Origin of the sequence: Naasia lichenicola (genome assembly GCF_004801885.1) — a bacterium.
Lineage (GTDB): Bacteria > Actinomycetota > Actinomycetes > Actinomycetales > Microbacteriaceae > Naasia > Naasia lichenicola.
In genome coordinates this window covers 243,931-262,749 of record NZ_SSSM01000005.1, presented here as the reverse complement: position 1 = coordinate 262,749, position 18,819 = coordinate 243,931, and the positions used below count along the sequence as shown (strand labels likewise).

Genomic DNA, 18,819 nt, shown 5'->3' with positions numbered 1-18,819 from the left:
GCGCCGTCGGCCCGCCGCCTGCGGTCGGCTCGGCCACCTTTCCTACCGTTGGCCACCTTTCCGCCCGCCCCGGCCACCCTTCCTACTGTCGGCCAGGTTTGTATACCGGGCCGACGGTAGGAAAGGTGGCCGTCATGCGCGCAGCGGACTGGATGCCCGCTTCGAAGAGGAGCCTGGACGCTGTGGTAATCTCGCTCGTCGGCGCGAGAGCGTCGTGGTGAGCGCGAGTGGCGGAATAGGCAGACGCGCACGGTTCAGGTCCGTGTGCCCGTGAGGGCGTGGGGGTTCAACTCCCCCCTCGCGCACCAGCGTCGAAGCACCGCAGACCGGTTCGGGTCTGCGGTGCTTCGCCCGTTAACGGCCCCGGCGTCGTCCGAACACGCTGCCGAACACCCGCCGGAACATCGTGCTGAAAGGATGAGCGCGACGGAAAGGCGGACACCGTGGATGCAGCAGCGAACCCGGCGGGAAATCGGATCGATGTCGTCGAGCTGGGCATCGCCGAGATGCTCGCCGCGATGGAGTCCGGCGCAGTCACGAGCGTCGAGCTCGTCTGCGCCTATCTCAACCGCATCGCGTACTACGACCGCACCGGCCTCTGCCTGCACGCGATCGCGGTGCTCGATCCGACCTGTCTCGAGCAGGCGGCAGCATCCGATGCCCGGCGTCGAGCGGGAACGGCGGGGCCGCTCGAGGGCGTGCCGTTCACGGTGAAGGACAGCTACAAGGTGAAGGGCCTGACGGTCGCCTCCGGGAGTCCGGCGCTCGCCGACCTCGTCGCGAACGAGGATGCGGCCTCCGTCGCGCAGCTCCGGGCGGCCGGAGCCGTGCTGCTCGGCAAGACCAATATGCCGCCCATGGCAGCCGGCGGCATGCAGCCCGGTGTCTACGACTACGCCCGCAGCCCGTACCACCCGCAGTTCCTGACTGCGGCGTGGGGATCGGGCTCGTCGAACGGATCCGGCACGGCCACCGCGGCGAGCATGTGCGCCTTCGGCATGGCAGAGGAGACGGTGTCCTCCGGTCGCGCGCCCGCCTCCAACAACAGCCTCGTCGCCTATACGCCCTCGCGCGGGGTGCTCTCGATCCGTGGCAACTGGCCGCTCCGCCCGACCTGCGACGTCGTGGTGCCGCACACCCGCACGGTCTCGGACCTGCTGCGCGTGCTCGACGTGCTGGCCGTCACCGACGAGGACTCCCGCGGTGACTTCTGGCGCCAGCAGAGCACCGTGGAGCTGCCGACGCCGGAGTCCGTGCTGCCTGCGCCCATCGCCCGCCCGCGCCCCGATCGCCTCGACGGACTCCGCATCGGGGTGCCCCGCCTCTACATCGGCGAGGATCCCGTCCCCCTGGACCCGCCCGCCATCCGCCCGTCGGTACGCGCGCTCTGGGATCGCGCGGCCGAGGATCTGCGCGCACTCGGCGCCGAGGTCATCGAGGTCGACTTCCCGGTCGTGTCCAACTACGAAGAGGACCGCCCCGATTCGCAGGGCCTTGCGGCACGCGGACTGGTGCCCGCGAACTGGCGCGCGGTCGAGGGCGGGCCGATCACCGCGATGGCGCTCGACGCGTTCCTGCGCGACAACGCGGACCCCGAGCTGAACAGCTGGGCCGACGTCGACGGCGATACCGTCTTCCCGGTCGACGACGCTCCCGTGCCGGTCTGGATCACACGGGCGCGCGGCGGATTCGACTGGCAGCGGCTGGCCGAGCTGGTCAAGCAGGGCCTGCCGGCGAGCTTCGACGAGGTGCCCGGGATCGCCCAGCTGCTTCGTGGACTCGAGCAGGCACGGCGCGAGGACTTCGAGGACTGGATGGCGGCGCTGAAGCTCGACCTGGTCGTCTTCCCTGCGGCCGGCGATGTGGGTCGAGTCGATCTGTTCACCCGGCCGGAGAGCCTGGAGGCAGCATCGCGCAATGGAGTCGTCTACTCCAACGGCAACCGGGTGATCCGACACCTCGGCATCCCGACAGTGACCGTGCCGATGGGCTTCATGGGCGACATCCAGATGCCGGTGGGTCTCACCTTCGCCGGCGCCGCCTACAGCGACGACGCGCTGATCGATCACGCCTCGGCGTACGAGGCAGCGACGCGGAGGCGACAGCCCGCCTTCCTGACGCCGACCCTGCCGAGCAATCAGATCGAGACCAGGGACGGAGCCGCGCGCGTCGACCCGACGGCCGGCGACGGGGCGATGGATTCGATCGTGGTGACGGTGTCGCCGACGGATCGGTTCTGGCAGGTGGAGGTCAGCGCCGAGGCTGTCGCCGACTCGACCGAGGTGTGGGTCGACGGCCACATCCTGCGTACTGATCCACAGACGCCGGGCCTGTTCCGGGGAAGGGTGTCTCGCTCACGGAAGCGCCTCACCAACGAGCTGATGATCGTCGTGCTCCGCGGCAGGTCGGCGGCGTCGCTGGTCTTCGCGGCACTGCCCGATCACTCCGAATAGAGCAGTCTGGGCGGGATCTCTGCCAGGTCTCCGACGGTTCAGCGACCGTCGATCGCCGCCGCCAATGCCTGCGCGCGATCCGATACCAGGACGTCTTCGAGCAGCAGCGGCTTCCCATCCGGTCCCGACAGCGGGATCTGCCAGTTCGGATACTGGCTCTCATCCGTTCCCGGCTGGTTCTGCGTGCGCCGGTCGCCCACCGCATCGGTGAGTGCGACATTGAGCAGCCGCGAGGGTGCAAGCCTCAGATAGCGGTGCAGCGCGGTGACCGTGTCCTCGACGGTCGCCTCGCCCGCCAGGAGGTCCCGGCGGCGCAGCTCCGCCAGCCAGCTGGACCGATCCTGCTCGTCCGCCTCTCGCTCCTCCTGCACCGGGCGCTCGAGCAGGCCGAGCCGGTCACGCAGCTCGACGTGCACGCCTTCGAGGTAGCCGGCGTTGGGAGGCAGATCGTGGGTCGTCGCAGACGCGAGGCACAGCTCCCGCCATTGCTCGGCGGGCAGCGGCTCGCCGTCCTGTCCGCGTTCGAACCAGAGGATCGACGTGCCGAGGATGCCGTGCTCCTTCAGGTAGACGCGGGCGCTGGGCTCCACCACGCCGAGGTCCTCGCCCACGATGACGGCGCCGACCCGCCGCGCCTCCTCGATCAGGATGCCGATGAAGGCCTCGTGGTCGTAGCGCACGTAGGTCCCCTCCGCAGGGGACGCGCCCTCGGGGATCCACCAGAGGCGGAACAGTCCGATGATGTGATCGATCCGGACTCCGCCCGCATGGCGCAGCACGTTGCGGATCAGGTCGCGGAAGGGCGCGTAATCGCGCTCGGCGAGACGATCGGGACGCCAGGGAGGCTGCTGCCAGTCCTGGCCGATCTGGTTGTAGGCGTCCGGCGGGGCACCGACGCGCACGCCCCCCGCGTAGACGGAGCGGTTGCGCCAGGCGTCGGCGCCGCCCGGGTGCACCCCGACGGCGAGGTCGTGCATGATCCCGATGCTCATCCCGGCGGCCTTCGCCGTGGCCTGGACGGACTCGAGCTGCTCGTCGAGCACCCACTGCAGCCACATCTCGAAGTCGATCTCCGTGGGATGTCCGGTCGCGAACTCCGCGACGGCGGCGCTCGCCGGATCGCGCAGCTCCTCGGGCCAGAGCCGCGAGTCGACGCCGTGCCCGACCGCGAGGGCGTTCCAGGTGGCGAAGCCGGTGAGTGCGTCGCCGTGCAGCTCGCGGAATGCGGAGTACGCCGCGTCCCGTTCCGCATTCCGGGGGGCACGGTGGAGCAGTTCGAGTGCTGCCCGCTTGGCGTTCCACGATGTGTCGCGGTCGATCAGCTCAGCGCCGTCGAGCTCGTCGTGGACCGAGGCGGCCAGCGCCTCGATCACGGCCTGCTCCTCGGCGTCGACCTGCGCGAACTCCGGCACGTCCTCCACGCGGATGTAGAGCGGATTCCAGAATCGCCGAGAGGAGGGCAGATAGGGCGAAGGCTGCAGCGGCGCGACCGGTTCGGCCGCGTGCAGCGGGTTGATGAGGATGTAGTCGGCGCCCAGCTCAGCCGACCAGCGGGCGAGCGTCGCGAGGTCGCCGAGGTCGCCGACGCCCCACGACCGGCGGGACCGGACGCTGTAGAGCTGGACGGCGAACCCCCAGGCCGGGCCGTCGCCGAGCGACTCGGGCACACCGAGGTAGGCGTGGGGATCGCTCACGACGGAGGCAGTGCCCGACGGCACGGGACCCGGGTCGCTCGACTCGGTGATCCCCATCGCGGCAAGGATCGCCGTGACCGTCGATTCCGACGCCTCCGTCGAGCGCCCTCGCCAGTCGTCGAAGGAGGTGGCGATGCCGTGCTGCTGTGCGAGCGCGGCGAGGCGAGCGGGAAGAGGCATGCTCCATCCTCTCGCTCGGTGCAGCAGGATGGCCACGATGCGCACAGCAAGTTCCCTGCCGACGGGGAACTAACTCCAGGTTCCCGCGGTTCTATCTACTGAGGCCAGAAGCCCCGATGTCGCAGCCAGCGACATGAGACAGAAGGACACACCATGACCACCCAGTCCAGCAAGACCGCGACGAAGTACGCGAAGAGCCCTGAGGCGGTCGCCGCCCTGACTCGCGAGCAGTTCGCGGTGACCCAGCAGTCGGCCACCGAGCCCGCCTTCACCGGTGAGTTCTGGGACAACCACGATGACGGCATCTACGTCGACATCGTCTCGGGAGAGCCGCTCTTCTCCTCGACCGACAAGTACGACAGCCGCTCCGGCTGGCCGAGCTTCACGCAGCCGATCGACTCGGCGAACGTGATCCGGCACGAGGACAACACCTACGGGATGCGTCGCGTCGAGGTGCGCTCCACCAACGCCGACAGCCACCTCGGACACGTCTTCGACGACGGCCCCGTCGAGGCCGGAGGATTGCGCTACTGCATCAACTCCGCCGCCCTTCGCTTCATCCCCGTCGGCCAGCTCGAGAGCCAGGGCTACGGCGACTACCGCGCCCTGTTCGGCGGCACCGCGACCGACACCGCGACCGACACCGAGGAGAACGCACGATGACGACCGAGACCGCGATCCTCGCCGGCGGCTGCTTCTGGGGAGCGCAGCAGCTGCTGCGCCGACGTCCCGGAGTGATCTCGTCCCGCGTCGGCTACTCCGGCGGCTGGGAGGACAACGCCACTTACCGCAGCCATGGCGGCCACGCCGAGGCGGTCGAGGTGGTGTTCGACCCCGACGTGATCAGCTACCGCGACATCCTGGAGTTCTTCTTCCAGATCCACGATCCGTCGACCAAGGACCGCCAGGGAAACGACGTCGGATCCAGCTACCGCTCGGCCATCTTCTTCACGTCTGAGGCGCAGAAGCAGGTCGCCCTGGACACTATCGCCGACGTCGACGCGTCCGGCATCTGGCCGGGCAAGGTCGTCACCGAGGTCGAGCCGGCCGGCGCGTTCTGGGAGGCCGAGGAGGAGCACCAGGACTACCTGGAGAAGAACCCCTACGGCTACACCTGCCACTACGTGCGTCCGGGATGGAAGCTCCCGCACCGCGAGGAGCAGCCCGCCTAGTCGCTACCCGCGGCACATCGAAATCGTCCGGGCACACCCTCAAGGGTGTGCCCGGACGATGTGCGTGTGCCCGAAGGAGGAACGGGCGCCTACGGAACCTGCGGGTTCTTCTTCTCGCGCCAGGCGCGCTCGAAGGGCAGCCGCCACGCGTTCGGCGCCACCAGCTGGTGGATGGCGTTCGGACCCCACGAGCCCTGGGCGTAGGTGCGGACGGGAGGCGGATCCTCGATCAGCGCCTCCGACACCTCCCAGAGCCGCTCGATGCCCTCCGACGTCGTGAACAGCGTCCGGTCGCCCTTCATCGCGTCGAGGATGAGCCGCTCGTACGCCTCGAGGATGTCGCCCGCGTTGTCGGTCTCCTGCATCGCGAACTGCATGCTGATCTTGTCGAGCTTCATGCCGGGTCCCGGGCGCTTGCCGTAGAACGACAGCGACATCTTGGCCGCGTCGGCGAGGTCGAAGGTCAGGTGGTCGGGGCCCTTGACGCCGAGGCCCGACCCGATCGGGAACATGCTCTTCGGGGGTTCCTTGAACGCGATCGAGATGATCCGCTGCCCCTCCGCGAGTCGCTTCCCGGTGCGCAGGTAGAACGGCACTCCGGCCCAGCGCCAGTTGTCGATCTCGCACTGCAGCGCGATGAACGTCTCGGTGTCGCTGTCGGGGGAGACCCCCGGCTCGTCCTTGTAGCCGATGTACTGACCGCGGACCACCTTGGCGGGATCGATCGGCAGCATGGAGCGGAAGACCTTGTTCTTCTCCTCGCTGATCGCGCGGGGCTCCAGGGCGGTCGGCGCCTCCATGGCCATGAAGGCGAGCACCTGGAACAGGTGCGTGACGACCATGTCCTTGTAGGCGCCCGTCGACTCGTAGAAGGCCGCTCGGCGATCGAGGCCGAGGGTCTCGGGGATGTCGATCTGCACGTGATCGATGAAGTTGCGGTTCCAGATCGGCTCGAACAGGCCGTTCGCGAAGCGGATGGCGAGGATGTTCTGCGCGGGCTCCTTGCCGAGGAAGTGGTCGATCCGGAAGATCTGGCTCTCGTCGAACGTCTCGTGGAGCTCTGCGTTGAGCGCGACCGCGCTCGCGAGATCGGTGCCGAACGGCTTCTCCATGATGATCCGCGAGTTCGCGACCAGATCCGCCTTCTCCAGCATGTGGACGACGGCCAGCGCGGCCTTGGGCGGGACGCTCGTGTAGTGCAGCAGGCGCGCTCCCTCGCCCAGCCGCTGCTGCGCTGCGCGCACCGCCGTCGCCAGCGCCTCGGGACCGGCCGCCTGGGAGACGTAGTGGATCTTCGAGGCGAAGAACTCCCACTGCTCCTCCGTCAGCGGCAGTCGGCTGAACTCGTCGCAGGCGGAGTGGGCGAGCTCGCGGAACTCCTCGGAGCTGATCTCCTCCAGAGAGGTCCCGACGATCTCGATGGCCGGTGCGAGGGAGGAGAGCGCCAGGTGGAACATCCCCGGCAGGAGCTTGCGTTTCGCGAGGTCTCCGGTGGCGCCGAACAGGACGACGACGTGGGGCTCGATCCGGTCGGGGCCACGGGAGACCTTCGACTCGACGGTGAAGGCGGTCATCCGTTCAGCGTGGCAGGTGCTGGGCGCATCGACCCACGGCTCGATCAAGATTCACACAGGTGTTACAGTCCCGCCGCTCTCGGATGCTCACGGCGACGGCTCCACCGGCGCGCCAAGACATGCACTCTCGACGCTGGCGCTACCCCCCGGGGGTACCCTGCTCAGGTGATCGGCTACATGGGAAACAAGGACGACGTGCTCCGCCGACTCGGCCGCGCCGAGGGCCAGGTGCGCGGCATCGCACGGATGGTCGAGCAGGACACCTACTGCATCGACGTGCTGACCCAGGTCGCCGCGGCCACGAAGGCGCTGGAGAGCGTCGCCCTGGCCCTGCTCGACGACCATCTCGCGCACTGCGTGGCCGAAGCGGCGACCGTGGGCGGCGAGGTCGCCGAGGAGAAGCTGCGCGAGGCATCGCAGGCGATCGCGCGCCTCGTCCGCTCCTGAACGGGCCGGCGCGGAGTCCGAGGTGACTCGGATGGCTGACTCGATCCGATCAAGCCAGCCGTTGGGGTCACCTCGACGGTTCGCCGGGGTCAGATGGCGGCGTTCGCCACCGGCGGCTCGGGGGTGCCGCGCGAGATGAAGACGGGCAGATCCGATGGGGTGTCGGCCACGGCGATCGAGCCGACCTTCTCGATGTCGGAGCCATAGCCCCACTCGACGAAGATCGTGGGGATGCCGTTGGCCGCCGCCCCGTGCACGTCGTGCTCGCGGTCACCGATCATCACGGGGTTCGATACGTCGACCTCGAGCGCGATGAGGTTGTCGAGCACGTAAGAGACGACGTCCGCCTTCTCGCTGCGCGCCTCGTCGTCCGATGCGCCGCCGATGAAGGTGAAGAGGTCGTCGAGTCCGAAGTGGTCGAGGATCCTGCGCGCCTGCGTCTCGGGCTTGGAGGTCGCCAGCGCGAGCGGCACACCGGTCGCGGCGATGGCGCGCATGGCTTCCTCGATGCCGGGGTACACCGAGCTGTCGAAGGCGCCGCGCTCGTGATAGCGCTCGCGGTAGATGGCCAGGGCCTCTCGGCTCTGCGCGGGATCGAGTCCGAGCGCCGCGAAGCCGTCGAGGATCGGCGGGCCGACGAAGGCGAGCAGCTCGGCCGGTGACGGCACGGGGCGCTGCATCACCTCGAGGGTATGCGCGAGCGTGGCGGTGATCCCAGCGGCCGAATCCGTGATCGTGCCGTCGAGGTCGAAGAGCACGCAGCTCCAGGCGGTCATGCAATCAGCCTAGGGGAGCGCAAATCGCCTGATCGACGCCCAGTCTGAGGGACCGATGATTGCACGGATCAGGGGATTGCCCCCGAAATCGGACCGCAACGGGCGTCCAGCGCCCCTTTCATCCAGCAATCTCCTGATCCGTGCAGAATCCCCTGATCGGTGGAAGCGGCGGGAACAGGGTGCGGGTCAGAAGAGGCGGGCGTGCACGTCGTCCATGCCGCGCATGGCGTCGTAGTCGAGCACGACGCAGCGGATGCCGCGGTCCTGCGCGAGGGTGCGGGCCTGCGGCTTGATCTCCTGCGCGGCGAAGACGCCCGTGACCGGAGCGATGTGCGGATCGCGGTTCATCAGCTCGAGGTACCGGGTGAGCTGCTCGACGCCGTCCACGCCGCCGCGGCGCTTGATCTCGACCGCCACCGATCGTCCATTCGCATCGCGGGCGAGGATGTCCACCGGGCCGATCGCCGTCATGTACTCGCGGCGGACCAGAGTGTGTCCCTCGCCGAGCACCTCGATCTGCTCCGCCAGCAGCTCCTGCAGATCGGCCTCCACGCCGTCCTTGATCAGGCCGGGATCGATGCCGAGCTCATGAGCCGAGTCGTGGAGGATCTCGTGCAGCGACACAACGAGCACATCGTCGGTCTTCGCGTGCCGCACGGTCCACAGCTCCGTGACGCCACCCGCCGCCTCGTGCTCGTCGGGCTGGGAGACGCTCACCGAGCAGGGCGGGCTCATCCAGTTGAGGGGCTTGTAGGAGCCGCCATCGGAGTGGATGAGCACGCTCCCGTCCGCCTTGAGCATGAGCACGCGTGGCGCGAGCGGCAGATGTGCGCTGAGCCTTCCGGCGTAATCGACGGAGCAGTGGGCAACGACAAGACGCACCCGACGATGCTAGCCACCCCGGAGGAGCGGAGGCCGCAAGGCAGCCGGTGCGGCCGACCGGGCGATCAGGCCTTCGGCACCGCGGGCTTCGGCTCGCGGGCCGCGCCCGTCACCAGTCCCGAGATCACCACGAGGACGACCACGACCAGCAGCGCGCGCAGCAGTCCCACCTGATCGCCGAGGATGCCGATGAGCGGAGGACCACCGAGGAAGGCGAGGTAGCCGATCGTCGCCACCACACTGACGCGAGCACTCGCCATCCGCGCATCGTCGGCGGCCGCGGACATGCCGACCGGGAAGCCCAGCGATGCGCCGAGCCCCCAGATCACCGAGCCGATAATGGCGACGGCGGGCGTCGGCCCGAAGATCACCAGCGCCAGGCCGACCACCGCGAATGCGGCGGCGGTGCGCAGCACCGGAACCCTCCCGAACCGGTCGAGCAGGAACACGCCTCCCAACCGGCCGATGGTCATGGCAGCGAGGAAGACTCCGAGCACGATGGCGCCCTGATCGTTCTGCAGTCCATGACCGTCCACCATGGCGAGCGGCAGCCAGTCGTTGGCGCTGCCCTCGGCGAAGGCCATGCCGAGCACGAGGAGGCCGATCAGCAGCGTCCGCGGCTCGCCCCACACCTTGAGGCGCTCGCGCCAGTCGGGGCGGACCTCGTCGTGCGTCTCGGCGGTGCGCTCCGATCGGAACCAGCGCGTGGCCGTGAGGGCGCCCACCAGGATGAGCGCCGACGCGATCGACACGTGGACGATCACGGGAACCGCGAGTGCCTCGGCGAGGGAGCCCGCGCCCACTCCGATCACCGTCCCGAGGCTGAATGCAGCGTGGAAGAGCGGCATGACCGAGCGGCCGAGGGCGCGCTCGTTGGCGGCACCCGAGATGTTCATGGCGACATCCCACATCCCGTTGCCGAAGCCGAAGACGGCGAGGCCCGCGAAGGTCAGCACCGGGCTCCCGACCGAGGAGCCGATGGCGGCGATGGGCAGACCGGCGACGGAGGCGGCGACGGCGACGAGCAGCCCGCGCGCGGCGCCGAGCCTCTCGATGACACCGCTCGACGCGGTGAGGCCGACCATCGATCCGGCCGCGAGCCCCAGCAGGACGAAGCCGAGCACGCTCGTCGACACGGCGAGCTCGTCCCGCACTGCGGGCACCCGAGACAGCCAGCTGGCCACGGCGAAGCCGGCGAGGGCGAAGACGACGAAGATGGCGTTGCGCCATCCGATCACTTCGCTCCGGGGGAGGACGGCGGCATCGGTGGTCACCCGTCAACGCTATGGGACGCCGAAGATCGCGCGCGCCTGCACCGCGTGTCTGGATGCAGGCGCTCCGCGCTCCGAGCAGAGATCGAAGTCACTGGTCGCGCCACATGCGCCCGGACGTTCGCTGACAGGTGGGTGAGCGCCCGATGGTCCCGAATAGGCTGGTGGATCGTGAGTGACACTGCACCCGACGCCCTGACCTCCGGCATCGAGCTCGACGAGCTCGACCCCGCCACCCGACCGCAGGACGATCTGTTCCGGCACGTCAACGGCAGGTGGATCGAGCGCACGGAGATCCCCGCCGACCGGGCCCGCTACGGCTCCTTCTACCTGCTGGCCGAAGAGGCGGAGCGTGCGGTGCGCGACATCATCATCGAAGCCCAGGACTCAGAACCGGGCACCGAGGAGCGCAAGTTCGGAGACCTCTACTCGAGCTTCATCGACGAGGAGACCGTCGAGAAGCTCGGGTCCGCCCCGATCGCCGGACTACTCGAGGTGGCCGCCGCCGTCGACTCCATCCCCTCGCTGCTGGCCACCCTCGGAAACCTCGAACGCACGGGCACCTCGGGCTTCTTCCAGCTCTACGTCGACAATGATCCGGGAAACCCCGAGCGCTACCTCGTCGTCGTCGAGCAGGCGGGACTCGGCCTGCCGGATGAGAGCTACTACCGCGAGGAGTCCTTCGCGCAGATCCGCGAGGCGTACCGGCTGCATCTCGCCCGCATGCTCGATCTTGCGGGGCTCGACGACCTCGCGGATCGTGCGCAGCGGGTCTTCGACCTCGAGACCGCGCTCGCCGCCGCGCACTGGGACAACGTGCGCACCCGCGACAGCCAGGCCACCTACAACCTCGCCACCGTCGACGAGTTCGCGGCGCTGGCAGGAGACGCCGCCCTGATCGGCACCTGGTTGGAAGGCGTCGACGGACCCGACGGCGCGTTCGCCGAGGTGGTCGTGCGCGAGCCCAGCTTCGTCACCGGGCTCGGCTCGCTGCTCGTCGAGGACCGCCTCGATGCCTGGCGTGACTGGCTGTCCTGGCAGATCGTCCGCGGCACCGCGGCCTACCTGTCATCCGAGTTCGTCGAGGCCAACTTCGACTTCTACGGCAAGACCCTCACGGGCACGCCGGAGATGCGCGCGCGCTGGAAGCGCGGAGTCTCGCTCGTCGAAGGCTCCATGGGCGAGGCGGTGGGCCGCACCTACGTCGACCGTCACTTCCCGCCGAGCGCCAAGGTCGCCATGGACGAGCTCGTCGACTATCTCGTCGACGCCTACCGGGACTCCATCGCCGCCATCGACTGGATGGGCGAGGACACCCGTGCCAAGGCGCTGGAGAAGCTGGAGAAGTTCACGCCGAAGATCGGCTATCCGGTCAGGTGGCGCGACTACTCGTCGCTGGAGACCGACGCGTCCGACCTGGTGGGCAACGTCCGCCGCACGGCCGCCTTCGAGTTCGCCCGCGAGCTCGGCAAGATCGGCAGACCGCTGGATCGCGACGAGTGGTTCATGACGCCCCAGACCATCAACGCGTACTACAACCCGGGCTTCAACGAGATCGTCTTCCCCGCGGCGATCCTCCAGTTCCCCTTCTTCACGGCTGACCGTGATGCCGCAGCGAACTACGGTGCGATCGGCGCGGTGATCGGTCACGAGATCGGCCATGGCTTCGACGACCAGGGCTCGCGATTCGATGGCGACGGCCGCCTCATCGACTGGTGGACGGCCGACGACCGGGCCGCTTTCGAGACCCGGACGGCCTCGCTGATCAAGCAGTACGACGCGCTCGCGCCGCTGCAGACGCCGGATCACCACGTGAACGGCGCGCTCACCATCGGCGAGAACATCGGGGACCTCGGCGGGCTCGGGATCGCCTGGAAGGCGTACCTGCTCTCGCTCCACGGTGAGGAGCCACCCGTGGTCGACGGCCTGACCGGAGCTGAGCGGTTCTTCCTCTCCTGGGCGCAGGCATGGCAGCTCAAGGCCCGCGACGCCGAGGTCATCCGCCTGCTTGCGATCGATCCGCATTCGCCGAGCGAGTTCCGCTGCAACCAGATCGTCCGCAACGTCGACGCCTTCTACGACGCCTTCACGGTGACCGACTCCGACGCCCTCTGGCTGCCGCCGGAGGATCGCGTCAGCATCTGGTGAGCTCGGCCGGCTTCGGCTCGCCATCGATGGTCCGTGTCATGACGCCCGCGCATCGTCGACAGGGGATCCATGACCGCACGAGCCGGACGAGCGAACGGTGACGGCCGCGGGGGAGCGGACCAGGCGTGCGCGTGAACGGGAGGCCGCAGCCGCGCGGCATCGCGGTCTGGAGGCGGCGGAGAACTTCTCGGCCGGATTCGCCGCACTCGCGCAGCTCGCCATCGACGGATCGCAGGTCTCAGCACGGGCGGTCGATCTGCTGAGCGGCCGGGTGCTGTTCTCGGTGGACGACCACATCGTGCTGCCCACGGCGGGCATCGGCAAGGTGCTGCTCCTGCTCGAGGTGGCGGCCCGGCTCAGTGACGGCTCATGGTCGCGCTACGACGTGCTCGACCGCACCGACTCCGACCTCATCGGCGGCGCCGGGGTCTGGCAGCACCTGCATGTGCCCGCTTTGCCGCTCGCCGATCTCGCCGCCATCGTCGGATCGACGAGTGACAACGTGGCGACCAACATCCTGCTGCGACGCGTCGGCCTCGACGCGGTCCGTCAGCGCGCCGAGTCGCTCGGGATCACCAAGTCCGCGCTGCTCGATGTGGTCCGGGAGCGCCGGGGCCCCGATGACGCCCCGCAGCTCTCCGTTGGCTCGACAGCGGAGCTCGCCTGGCTGTTCGCGCGGATCGCCCGGGGGGAGGCGGTCGACGCCTCGACGAGCTACAAGGTGGCCGATTGGCTGGCCCTCGGCGCGGACCTCACCCTCGTGGCGAGCGCCTTCGGCCTCGACCCGCTGGCCCACACTCGCTCCGATCACAGCCTCACCCTGTTCAACCAGACCGGCACCGACACCGGCATCCGCTGCGAGGTGGGCGTGCTCCGAGGACCGCGCGCCGGGGTCGCCTACGCGGTCACCGTGGTGTTCGCGGACAAGGACATCTCGACCCGGCTCGAGGCTCTGGGCGCCATGCGGACGATCGGAACCGATCTGCTGGAGTACGTGCACTGACGAGGTGGGCACTGCGGAGGTCCTGAACTCAGGCCGAAAGGAAGGATCCAGGCCGGTTTCGCCAATCGCGGCCTGAGAACGCCCGTCGGGCCTGAATTCGGACGTTCGATCACCCGAATTCAGGAGATGGGCCGGAATTCAGGACTCCAAGAGCTCAGGAGGCGGCGGGATCCGCCATCCCGCGATGATCCAATCCGTGCACATCGACGCCGTGATGGGCATCGGCGGCCGGTGCGTCGATGTCGAACAGGGCCGAGAACGCGGCGACCGCCTCGTCGGCCCGTCCGTCGCGGGCGAGCTGCTTGGCACGGGTGGTCGGTGTGTGCACCAGGACGCTCACGAGATGGCGCATGGCCCGCTCGGTGGCCTCGGTGCTCTCGCCGCGGGCGCGCAGCCGCTCGAGCTCCGTGTCGAGAAGGTCGAACACATGCGCCCGGTAGCCTACGACGGCGGCGGTCACCTCGTGCTCCGTGCTCTCGGCGGAATAGGCGGCGGCGGCACGGCCGACCAGCTCGCGAGCGTCTTGGGCTGCGGTCAGCTCATGCAGAGGCGCATGCAGTCGGACGGTCTCGAGGTCGAGCAGCTCGACGCCCGCGATGGTCGCGACAGCGGGTTCGACGTTGCGCGGCAGTCCCAGGTCGATGACCATCAGCGGCGACCCGTCGCGCGCGGATCCGAGCATGTCGGAGGTGACGACGTAGCCGTTCGCCGTGCTGCAGGAGACGATCACCGTGGCCTGCGCCAGCTCGGCGGCGAGATCGTCTGCGGTGACGGGGCGGACGCCCTCGCGTGTGCCGAAGCGATGCGCTCGTCCGGAGGGGGAGTAGACGCCGACATCCGTCACGCCGCGATCCCGCAGGGCCGCGAGGCTCGCACCCGCGTAGGCACCTGTTCCGACGAGGAGCACCCGCTGCACTCGCCAGTCGGCGAGCCGGCTGGAGGCCAGATCGAGGGCGAGGCGCACGATCGAGCGACCCGCGCCGCCCAGGCCCGTGGAGTTCTGCACGCTGCGGGACGCCGACGATGCGCGCTGGAAGACGCGCTCGAGATCGGCGGTCGTGGTGCCTTCGGTGCGCGCGGCGCCGAGGGCGCGCTTGACCTGACCGGCGATCTCCCCTTCGCCGACGACCACTGATTCGAGTCCGCTCGACACGGCGAAGAGATGCTCGGCAGCGGCGGCTCCCACATGAAGCGCAGCGGAGGAGGCCAGAGTGTCGAGCTGGATTCCGCTCGCCTCGGCGATGGTGGCGAGTGCGCTGCTCTCAGCGACGGATCGGGAGTCCGATTCGTCGAGCGCGATGTCGAGATAGGCCTCGAAGCGGTTGCAGGTCGCGAGGACCACCGCACCGGAGATCGCATCGGCGCCGTCGACGAGAGCCGAGCCGAGCGCGGGAGCACCCTCCGAGAGTCGCTCGAGCAGATCGAACGACGTAGTCCGATGGCTGAGAGACACGCAGAAGAGCACCAGGCGATTTTAGTCGCGGATCAGGGCGCCCCCGACCGAATGCCCCCGTTTGCACTCATGCACTCGGCGGATTGCGAGCGGGGCGCGGTCGCACGACGCTCCCATGCGGCGTCCGATGGAACACTTGACGGGTGCCTGAGCCCTCCACCCCTGTCGCCCTGCCTCCGGAGCATCCCCTGAACGACGGTCGGACCAGCGGATCCGCATTGATCCGGGCCTACCGCGGGGAACGCCCGGAGGTGACTCCGGTGTGGTTCATGCGGCAGGCGGGGCGCTCGCTGCCCGAGTACCGGCGCCTCCGTGAGGGAGTGCCCATGCTCGACTCGTGCCTCGATCCTGCGATGGCCAGCGAGATCACCCTCCAGCCCGTCCGCCGCCATGGAGTGGACGCTGCGATCCTGTTCAGCGACATCGTCATCCCGCTCCGCCTCGCGGGGGTCGGGGTGGAGATCGTGCCCGGCCGCGGTCCGGTCATCGCCCGACCGGTGCGCACCGCGGAGGATGTCGCCGCGCTCGCTGAGCTGACCCTCGAACCGGCCGCGCTCGAGCCGATCGCCGAGGCGGTCAGGCTGACCATCGACGAGCTGGGCTCCACTCCGCTCATCGGCTTCGCCGGCGCCCCGTTCACCCTCGCCGCCTATCTCGTCGAGGGTGGGCCGTCGAAGGATCACCTCGCGGCCCGCAGCATGATGCTCGGCGACCCGGAGACGTGGGAGGCGCTGATGGCGTGGACCGCCCGCATCACCGGCACCTTCCTCCGTGCGCAGCTCATCGCGGGCGCCAGCGCCGGACAGCTCTTCGATTCATGGGCGGGCTCGCTCTCACTCGATGACTACACGACCTCGGCCGCACCGGCCTCCGCGGCGGCGCTCGACGTCGTCCGCGATCTCGGAGCGCCACTCGTGCACTTCGGGGTCGGCACCGGCGACCTGCTGGAAGCCATGCGCGACGCGGGAGCGGACGTGGTCGGTGTCGACTGGCGCACTCGGCTCGATGACGCGTCCCGCCGACTGGGCCCGACCGTGCCTGTGCAGGGGAACCTCGACTCGGCTCTCCTCGCCGCTCCGGCTGCCGTCATCGAGCGCGGAGTGCGCGATGTGCTCCGACGCGGACAGGCCGCACCGGCCCATGTCTTCAACCTCGGCCATGGGGTGCCCCCCGAGACGGATCCGGATGTGCTGACCGGCATCGTCGAGCTGGTGCACAGGTCGGGCGCCGAACCACGGTGAGCGCACTGCCGAGCGCCTCCGCGACCTTCGACACCGTCGTGGTGGGCGGGGGAGCGGCCGGGCTGGTCGCGGCTCGAGCCGAGGTGCTCGCCGGTCGCAGCGTCGCGCTGCTCGACGCGGCGGACGAGCTGGGCGGAGCGCTCGCGCGCGCATCGGTGGCCGATGTCGAGGTCGACGTCGGCGCTGAGAGCTTCGCCGTCCGAGGAACCGCCGTCTCGACGCTCATCCGGTCGCTCGGATTGACGCAGGTCGAGCCGTCTCCTGAGGGGGCCTGGCTGCTGCGAGACGGGCGCGCGCATCCCCTTCCCTCTGCAGGAGTCCTCGGGATTCCCGGCTTCCCACTCGCCGACGACGTCCGCGCGATCATCGGCACCCGCGCCGCGGTCCGCGCCTACGCCGACCGGCTGATCCCCGAGCTCACGATCGGCCGCGAGCACGACCTCGCCCGCCTGGTGCGCCGCCGGATGGGAGTCGCGGTGCTTGACGACCTGGTGCGCCCAGTGGTCGAGAGCGTCTACGGCCTGCGCCCGGAGGACGCGGACGTCGACGCGCTGCTGCCCGGACTCAACGGTGCCCTGACCGCGACGGGCTCGCTCTCGTCCGCCGTGCTCCGCCTCCGTTCGGCCGCCCCCGCCGGATCGGCGGTCGCGGGTGTCGACGGGGGGATTCACCTCATCGCCCGCGCCCTCCTCGCAGACCTGCAGCGATTCGGGGTGGAGGTCCGTCCGTCGAGCGCCGTCAGCTCGGTGGATCACGCGCCGGGGGGCTGGCGCATCCGCACCGCCGACGACGTGATCGACGCTGCACGCCTCGTGATCGCGACCGACGGGTCGACCGCGCGATCTCTGCTGCGGCCGATCCTCGGGGATGCGGTCGGAATCGAGTCCGAATGGCCGGCCGGCCGGAGGTCGACCACGATCACCCTGGCGGTCGACGGGGTCGACGCCCTCGATTCCGCACCGCGCGGATCGGGAGTGCTCGTCGCCGGAGCCGAGGACGGCAGCGCGACAGCCCTCACCCATTCGTCGGCCAAATGGCCGTGGCTGCGCGACGTATTGCCTCCCGGCCGGCACCTGCTGCGTGTGAGCTTCCGCGGCGAGGACGAGGTGCCGGTCGACCTGGCCGTTCAGGAGGCGGGCCGCCTGCTCGGGGTGACGATCCCTGCGGCCTCGGTGGTGGATGCCGCCCGCACCGTCTGGCGACAGGACGCCGCTCGTGCGACCCGCGGCCTGCCCGCTCGGCTCGCCGCGCTCTCCTCCGCCGTCGCCGCGACGCCGGCACTCGCGATCACGGGGGCGTGGGTGGCCGGCACAGGGCTCGCCTCGGTCGTCGCGCATGCGCAGTCCGAGGTCGCCCGTCTCGGAGCGGCACCGACCGACTGAATCGCGCGTCTCCGAGTCCGTGTTGCCGTCCTGTTCCTGAGGGACATTCCAGAAACCGCATACGCGCGGACGACTACTGTGGAGAGCAGTGTTTCCGTCGATGTTCCTCTCGATCCGAATGGAGTCAACATGAAGGGCAAACTGGTCTTCGCCGCCGGCGCAGCGCTCGGCTACGTGCTGGGTTCGCGTGCTGGTCGCAAGCGCTACGAGCAGATCAAGTCGAATGCGCAGAAGGTCTGGCACAGCGACCCCGTGCAGAAGGGCGTCGGACAGGTCCAGTCGTTCGTGGACGACCACGTTCCCGACGTGCCGACCGTGCTGGCCGATGGCGCCAAGAAGGTCATCGACGGCGTCGCCGGCAAGGCTTCGAAGAAGCCGGACACCTCGTCCGAGCCGTCCCCCTCGATCTGAGACGGGGCAGCACCGTGTCGAACCCGACGTCACCCGGCAGCTCGAGCGCAGCGAGCTCGTCGGCCAAGAAGAAGTCGCTGATCGCGCTGATCGGCGACCTCCCCGGACTGGTCGGCAGCCTCATCCGCGATGAGATCGAGCAGATCAAGAAGGAGCTCACCGCCAAGCTGGTGAGCCTCGGCATCGGGGCCGGACTGTTCGCCGGTGCGGCGTTCTTCGCGTTCTTCGCGTTCGCGGTGCTCATCGCCGCGGCTGTCCTCGGGATCGCCACCGCGCTGCCCGGGTGGCTGGCGGCATTGATCGTCGCAGTCGCTCTCCTGGTGATCACGGCTATCCTCGTGCTCATCGGGCTCCGGAAGGTCAAGAAGGGCGTGCCTCCGGTTCCCGAGCAGGCCATCGAGAGCGTCAAGAACGATGTCAGGGCAATCAAGGGAGTTGGCAACTATGACCGATGACGACACCGCGCTGAGCCACAAGGAGCGCGCCCTCGGCGAGATCCGCTCGGACATCGAGTCCACGCGCGAGAAGCTGGCCCAGACCCTCGACGCGATCGAGGACAAGCTCAATGTGCCCAAGCAGGTGAGCAAGGCGGCGTCCAAGGCGCGCGACGCCTTCGACGACCTGCGCAAGAACAATCCCGTCGTGCTCTACGCGTCTGCCGGTGCCGCCCTCGCGGTGATCGGCGGAGCAGTGGCGCTGCGGATCGCTCGCCGCTGAGGCGGGCGCTCCGCC

General features: G+C 69.4%; 17 protein-coding genes and 1 tRNA gene. 12 read left to right on the top strand and 6 right to left on the bottom strand.

What is annotated here, in order from left to right; translation table 11 throughout:
• Nucleotides 1-221 precede the first annotated feature (221 nt).
• Together E6C64_RS12120 and E6C64_RS12115 are read left to right on the top strand one after the other, a co-directional pair.
• Nucleotides 222-308: transfer RNA gene (locus tag E6C64_RS12120), tRNA-Leu, on the top strand.
• 135 nt (nt 309-443) lie between these two features.
• Nucleotides 444-2,453 (top strand): amidase, encoded by a 2,010-nt coding sequence (locus E6C64_RS12115; protein WP_233255605.1) that lies wholly within the window; start codon nt 444-446, stop codon nt 2,451-2,453.
• A gap of 38 nt (nt 2,454-2,491) precedes the next feature.
• On the opposite strand, the gene malQ is transcribed toward E6C64_RS12115, so the two are convergent.
• Nucleotides 2,492-4,327, bottom strand: coding sequence for a 4-alpha-glucanotransferase (gene malQ / locus E6C64_RS12110; RefSeq protein ID WP_136427772.1), 1,836 nt, complete (start codon nt 4,325-4,327; stop codon nt 2,492-2,494).
• Between the two features lie 153 nt (nt 4,328-4,480).
• On the opposite strand from malQ, the gene msrB reads away from it, so the two are divergent.
• Both msrB and msrA read left to right on the top strand, forming a co-directional pair.
• A complete protein-coding gene (msrB, locus tag E6C64_RS12105) occupies nt 4,481-4,990 on the top strand; it encodes a peptide-methionine (R)-S-oxide reductase MsrB (RefSeq protein ID WP_136427771.1) in 510 nt (169 codons plus the stop codon).
• Nucleotides 4,987-5,499 (top strand): peptide-methionine (S)-S-oxide reductase MsrA, encoded by a 513-nt coding sequence (msrA, locus tag E6C64_RS12100; protein ID WP_136427770.1) that lies wholly within the window; start codon nt 4,987-4,989, stop codon nt 5,497-5,499. The genes msrB and msrA overlap by 4 nt, the downstream gene beginning before the upstream one ends.
• Before the next feature lie 89 nt (nt 5,500-5,588).
• On the opposite strand, the gene zwf is transcribed toward msrA, so the two are convergent.
• Nucleotides 5,589-7,073 carry a glucose-6-phosphate dehydrogenase gene (gene zwf / locus E6C64_RS12095; protein WP_136427769.1) on the bottom strand — a complete coding sequence of 495 codons (1,485 nt, stop codon included), beginning with the start codon at nt 7,071-7,073 and terminating at the stop codon, nt 5,589-5,591.
• 165 nt (nt 7,074-7,238) lie between these two features.
• On the opposite strand from zwf, the gene E6C64_RS12090 reads away from it, so the two are divergent.
• On the top strand, nt 7,239-7,520 hold the full coding sequence (locus E6C64_RS12090; protein ID WP_136427768.1) for a metal-sensitive transcriptional regulator: 282 nt from the start codon (nt 7,239-7,241) through the stop codon (nt 7,518-7,520).
• An 89-nt stretch (nt 7,521-7,609) separates the two neighbouring features.
• On the opposite strand, the gene E6C64_RS12085 is transcribed toward E6C64_RS12090, so the two are convergent.
• From E6C64_RS12085 to E6C64_RS12075, 3 genes are all read right to left on the bottom strand, one after another.
• Nucleotides 7,610-8,296 carry an HAD hydrolase-like protein gene (locus E6C64_RS12085; RefSeq protein ID WP_136427767.1) on the bottom strand — a complete coding sequence of 229 codons (687 nt, stop codon included), beginning with the start codon at nt 8,294-8,296 and terminating at the stop codon, nt 7,610-7,612.
• Between the two features lie 186 nt (nt 8,297-8,482).
• Nucleotides 8,483-9,178, bottom strand: coding sequence for an endonuclease NucS (nucS, locus tag E6C64_RS12080; protein ID WP_136427766.1), 696 nt, complete (start codon nt 9,176-9,178; stop codon nt 8,483-8,485).
• Between the two features lie 65 nt (nt 9,179-9,243).
• Nucleotides 9,244-10,452 carry an MFS transporter gene (locus E6C64_RS12075; RefSeq protein WP_136427765.1) on the bottom strand — a complete coding sequence of 403 codons (1,209 nt, stop codon included), beginning with the start codon at nt 10,450-10,452 and terminating at the stop codon, nt 9,244-9,246.
• A gap of 168 nt (nt 10,453-10,620) precedes the next feature.
• Between E6C64_RS12075 and E6C64_RS12070 the strand changes: the two genes are divergently transcribed.
• On the top strand, nt 10,621-12,597 hold the full coding sequence (locus E6C64_RS12070; protein ID WP_136427764.1) for a M13 family metallopeptidase: 1,977 nt from the start codon (nt 10,621-10,623) through the stop codon (nt 12,595-12,597).
• Nucleotides 12,598-12,694: 97 nt separating this feature from the next.
• A complete protein-coding gene (locus tag E6C64_RS12065) occupies nt 12,695-13,600 on the top strand; it encodes a serine hydrolase (protein ID WP_233255604.1) in 906 nt (301 codons plus the stop codon).
• Between the two features lie 154 nt (nt 13,601-13,754).
• Here the strand turns inward: E6C64_RS12065 and E6C64_RS12060 are convergent, their stop codons facing one another.
• Complete coding sequence (locus E6C64_RS12060; protein ID WP_136427763.1) at nt 13,755-15,065, bottom strand: glutamyl-tRNA reductase; 1,311 nt, start codon at nt 15,063-15,065, stop codon at nt 13,755-13,757.
• A 131-nt stretch (nt 15,066-15,196) separates the two neighbouring features.
• Here E6C64_RS12060 and hemE point away from each other — a divergent pair, with 131 nt between their 5' ends.
• The 5 genes from hemE (at nt 15,197) to E6C64_RS12035 (ending at nt 18,804) form a co-directional block, all read left to right on the top strand.
• Complete coding sequence (gene hemE / locus E6C64_RS12055) at nt 15,197-16,294, top strand: uroporphyrinogen decarboxylase (RefSeq protein ID WP_136427762.1); 1,098 nt, start codon at nt 15,197-15,199, stop codon at nt 16,292-16,294.
• Nucleotides 16,291-17,676 (top strand): protoporphyrinogen/coproporphyrinogen oxidase, encoded by a 1,386-nt coding sequence (locus E6C64_RS12050; RefSeq protein WP_136427761.1) that lies wholly within the window; start codon nt 16,291-16,293, stop codon nt 17,674-17,676. Before hemE ends, E6C64_RS12050 begins: the two co-directional genes overlap by 4 nt.
• Before the next feature lie 129 nt (nt 17,677-17,805).
• The gene (locus tag E6C64_RS12045) at nt 17,806-18,087 is read left to right on the top strand and encodes a hypothetical protein (RefSeq protein WP_136427760.1); all 282 of its coding nucleotides are present in this window, start codon (nt 17,806-17,808) and stop codon (nt 18,085-18,087) included.
• A gap of 14 nt (nt 18,088-18,101) precedes the next feature.
• On the top strand, nt 18,102-18,542 hold the full coding sequence (locus E6C64_RS12040; RefSeq protein ID WP_136427759.1) for a phage holin family protein: 441 nt from the start codon (nt 18,102-18,104) through the stop codon (nt 18,540-18,542).
• Nucleotides 18,532-18,804, top strand: a complete 273-nt coding sequence (locus tag E6C64_RS12035) for a DUF3618 domain-containing protein (RefSeq protein ID WP_158437852.1) — start codon at nt 18,532-18,534, stop codon at nt 18,802-18,804. The genes E6C64_RS12040 and E6C64_RS12035 overlap by 11 nt, the downstream gene beginning before the upstream one ends.
• The last annotated feature ends 15 nt before the right edge of the window (nt 18,805-18,819 follow it).